Source organism: Streptomyces niveus, from assembly GCF_001723055.1.
Lineage (GTDB): Bacteria > Actinomycetota > Actinomycetes > Streptomycetales > Streptomycetaceae > Streptomyces > Streptomyces niveus.
This window is the reverse complement of record NZ_MDCR01000470.1, coordinates 1-3,793: the sequence shown is the minus strand read 5'-3', so window position 1 is coordinate 3,793 and position 3,793 is coordinate 1. Positions and strand designations below refer to the sequence as shown.

Here is a 3,793-nt window from a genome sequence, read left to right as displayed (position 1 = left end):
CCGCCATCCTCTCCGCGCCGCCGCCCGTTCGGCCGACGCCGCGAGCGCCGACTCGGGCAGCGGCGCGGAGAGGATGGCGGCGATCTCGGGGCGGGGCACCGGCGGCGGCGCACAGCTGGTGCCGAAGTCCTTGGCCCGTACAGCTTTGGTGATCCAGGCCCGGTCGAGCACCCGGCGTTCGTCGGCCTCGGCCACCAGGTCCTCGGACTGGTTGTAGTCGCCGTCCGCCGCCTGTACCGCCCAGAGGTGCACGGCGACACCGTGTTCCTTGGCGGACATCAGACCGGGCAGCAGATCGCCGTCGCCGGTCACCAGCACCACGTCCGAACAGGCCCGGTTTCTCGCCAACTCCGTGAGTTCGGCGTGCATCGCCGCGTCGACGCCCTTCTGCGCCCAGCGACCGTCGCTGCGGGTCAGAGCGCCCAGCCGGACGGTGACACGTGACATGACGCGCAGCCGCCGGTGTTCGGGCTGCGGCACGCGGTCGGGGGCGCCGTCGAACCAGTAGATACGGAGCAACGGCTGCTCCGTGTCGGCCTCGGCGCGCTCGCGCAGACCCTGGATGAGGGCGGCGTGGTCGACGGTGATGCGGGAGCGGGCCGGTTCTCCGGCGAGGAGGCTCGCGGCGGCGCCCAGCAGGTAACCGGCGTCCACCAGGACGACGCAGCGGTCCACGTGTTCCACCCTCTTTCGGGAACGTCGGGATCGGGAGTTGCTACGGGTTTCCTTCGAGTCTGCCCGACCGCAACTGGCTTAACGGCCGGAACTGGATCATCGGCGTGGCGTAGCCCTCCCGGCTAGGCCCGCGGACGCCGGAACTTCCGGCGGTCACGCTCAGCAATGATCCAAAATGCGGCAGTTCACGGCATATGTGAATCTGATCGCGGCCCTGGCCCCAACATCCTTCAGGAGGCAGCACCATGGCCAAGAACAAGAACCGTGACCGCGGCAAGCACCAGGACCGTTCGGGCGCCGAGCACCGCCCCGACCAGTCCTCGTCCTCCTCGACGGACTCCAGGGCCGAGCAGATACAGGAGCGGGTCACGCCGTCCGAGACCCCGCACAAGGGCCGTGAGAAGCGTTTCGGCCACAACTGACGCGGCCGGCCGCACATGCTGAGATGACGCGAGGGGCACGCCCGGGAATCCGGGCGTGCCCCTCGACGCGCTTTCAGACGTCTGCCGGCTACCCCGCCAGGCAGGACGGCCCGAGCAGCACCTTCAAGTCGCCGAAGAGCGCCGGGTCGGGCTGCACCCGGTGCCGGTCGAGCCGCAGGACGGTGGTCTTGCGCGCGCCCTGAAGCTTGATCCGTACCTCGGAGTTGCCCCGGTGGTGGCTGAGGATCTCGCCGAGCCTGCTGACCATGGGCGGGGTGAGCTTCACGGTGGGGATGGTGATGGTGACCGGCGCGTTCGTCCCGGCGGACGACAGGTCGGGGACCTGGAGTTCCATGGCGACCAGGCGCGGGATGTCCTCGCGCTTGTCGAGGCGGCCCTTGACGAAGACGACCGTGTCCTCGACCAGTTGGGTGGAGACCAGCTGATACGTCGCGGGGAAGAACATGCACTCGATCGAGCCCGCCAGGTCCTCCACGGTGGCGATCGCCCACGCGTTGCCCTGCTTGGTCATCTTCCGCTGGAGGCCGGAGATGATGCCGCCGATCGTGACGACCGCGCCGTCGGCGTGCTCGCCGCCGGTGAGCTGTGAGATCGCCGCGTCGGACTTGTCGGAGAGCACGTGCTCGATTCCGAAGAGCGGGTGGTCGGAGACGTAAAGCCCGAGCATCTCCCTCTCCTGGGCGAGCAGATAGGACTTGTCCCACTCGATGTCGGAGAACTCGACGTCGAGCCCGAAGCCCGGCTCGGAGGAGGCGTCGTCACCGTCGCCCATGCCGCCGAAGAGGTCGAACTGCCCCTCGGCCTCCTTGCGCTTCACCTGCACGACGTTGTCGATCATCGGCTCGTGATGCGCGACCAGTCCCTTACGGGTGTGGCCCATCTCGTCGAAGGCGCCGGCCTTGATGAGGGATTCGACGGTGCGCTTGTTGCAGACGACCGCCTCGACCTTGTCGAGGAAGTCGGGGAACGTGGCGTACTTCCCCTTGGCCTTGCGTGAGCGGATGATCGAGTCGACCACGTTCGTGCCGACGTTCCGGACCGCCGTGAGTCCGAAGAGAATGACGTCGTCGCCCTGCGCGGCGAAATTCGCCACCGACTCGTTCACGTTCGGCGGGAGCACCTTGATGCCCATCCGCCGGCATTCGTTGAGATAGACCGCCGACTTGTCCTTGTCGTCCTTCACCGAGGTCAGCAGCGCGGCCATGTACTCGGCCGGATAATTCGCCTTGAGGTAGGCGGTCCAGTAGGTGACGAGTCCGTACGCGGAGGAGTGCGCCTTGTTGAACGCGTATCCCGCGAACGGGACCAGCACGTCCCACAGGGCCTGGATGGCCTCGTCCGAGTAGTTGTTCTTCTTGGCACCGGCCTGGAACAGGACAAAATTCTTTGCCAGTTCGTCGGCCTTCTTCTTGCCCATCACGCGGCGCAGGATGTCGGCCTCGCCGAGCGAGTAACCGGCGATGATCTGCGCGGCCTTCTGCACCTGCTCCTGATACACGATCAGGCCGTGGGTGAGGCCGAGGACCTCCTTGAGAGGTTCCTCCAGCTCCGGGTGGATCGGGGTGATCTCCTGCTGCCCGTTCTTGCGCAGCGCGTAGTTCGTGTGCGAGTTCATGCCCATCGGACCCGGCCGGTACAGGGCCGACACGGCGGAAATGTCCTCGAAGTTGTCGGGCTTCATCAGCCGCAGCAGCGAACGCATCGGGCCGCCGTCGAACTGGAAGACACCGAGCGTGTCACCCCGGCAGAGCAGTTCGTACGTCTTGGGGTCGTCCAACGGCAGGGACAGCAGGTCGAGTTCGACGCCCTTGTTGGCCTTCACCATCTTGACGGCGTCGTCCATGATGGTCAGATTTCGCAGACCCAGGAAGTCCATCTTCAGCAGGCCGAGCGATTCGCACTGCGGATAGTCCCACTGTGTGATCGTGACGCCGTCGGTGTGCCTGACCCAGACCGGCACATGATCGGTGATCGTCTCGCTGGACATGATCACGCCGGCCGCGTGCACACCCATCTGCCGCACCAGGCCCTCGACACCCTTCGCCGTGTCGATGACCTTCTTGACGTCCGCCTCGTTCTCGTACATCCCCCGGATCTCGCCCGCCTCGCTGTAACGCGGGTGCTTGGGGTCGGTGATGCCGTTGAGGTCGATGCCCTTGCCGAGGACGTCGGCGGGCATGGCCTTGGTGAGCCGGTCACCCATCGCGTACGGATAACCGAGCACGCGGGCCGAGTCCTTGATGGCGTTCTTCGCCTTGATCTTTCCGTACGTCCCGATCATGGCGACCTTGTCGGCGCCGTACTTCTCCGTCACGTACCGGATGACCTCACCGCGCCGGCGCTCGTCGAAGTCGATGTCGACATCCGGCATGGAGATGCGCTCGGGGTTGAGGAACCGCTCGAAGATCAGGCCGTGTTCGATCGGGTCGAGGTCGGTGATGCCCATGGCGTACGAGACGATCGAGCCGGCCGCGGAGCCTCGGCCGGGGCCGACGGCGATGCCGTTGTTCTTGGCCCACATGATGAAGTCGGCGACGACGAGGAAGTACCCCGGGAACCCCATGTCGATGATGATGCCCATCTCGTACTCGACCTGCTTCTGCCGGTCTTCCGGGATGCCGTTCGGGAATCGCCTGGCCATGCCGCGCATGGTCTCCTCGCGGAACCAGGTGACT

3 protein-coding genes are annotated in these 3,793 nt (G+C 66.3%); 1 reads left to right on the top strand and 2 read right to left on the bottom strand.

Features of this window, described 5'->3' with window-relative positions:
* A partial coding sequence (locus BHU15_RS36410; protein ID WP_141726974.1) for an NYN domain-containing protein occupies window positions 1-684 on the bottom strand: 684 nt, incomplete at its 3' end.
* A gap of 236 nt (window positions 685-920) precedes the next feature.
* Between BHU15_RS36410 and BHU15_RS40650 the strand changes: the two genes are divergently transcribed.
* Window positions 921-1,097 carry a hypothetical protein gene (locus BHU15_RS40650; RefSeq protein ID WP_167756102.1) on the top strand — a complete coding sequence of 59 codons (177 nt, stop codon included), beginning with the start codon at window positions 921-923 and terminating at the stop codon, window positions 1,095-1,097.
* Window positions 1,098-1,185: 88 nt separating this feature from the next.
* Here the strand turns inward: BHU15_RS40650 and dnaE are convergent.
* Window positions 1,186-3,793: DNA polymerase III subunit alpha (dnaE, locus tag BHU15_RS36405; RefSeq protein WP_069631002.1), on the bottom strand; the 2,608-nt coding region annotated here is incomplete at its 5' end.

Bases quoted from the DNA above. Each gene is read 5' to 3' on its own strand.
- BHU15_RS40650 (WP_167756102.1), top strand. From the start codon at position 921: ATGGCCAAGAACAAGAACCGTGACCGCGGCAAGCACCAGGACCGTTCG.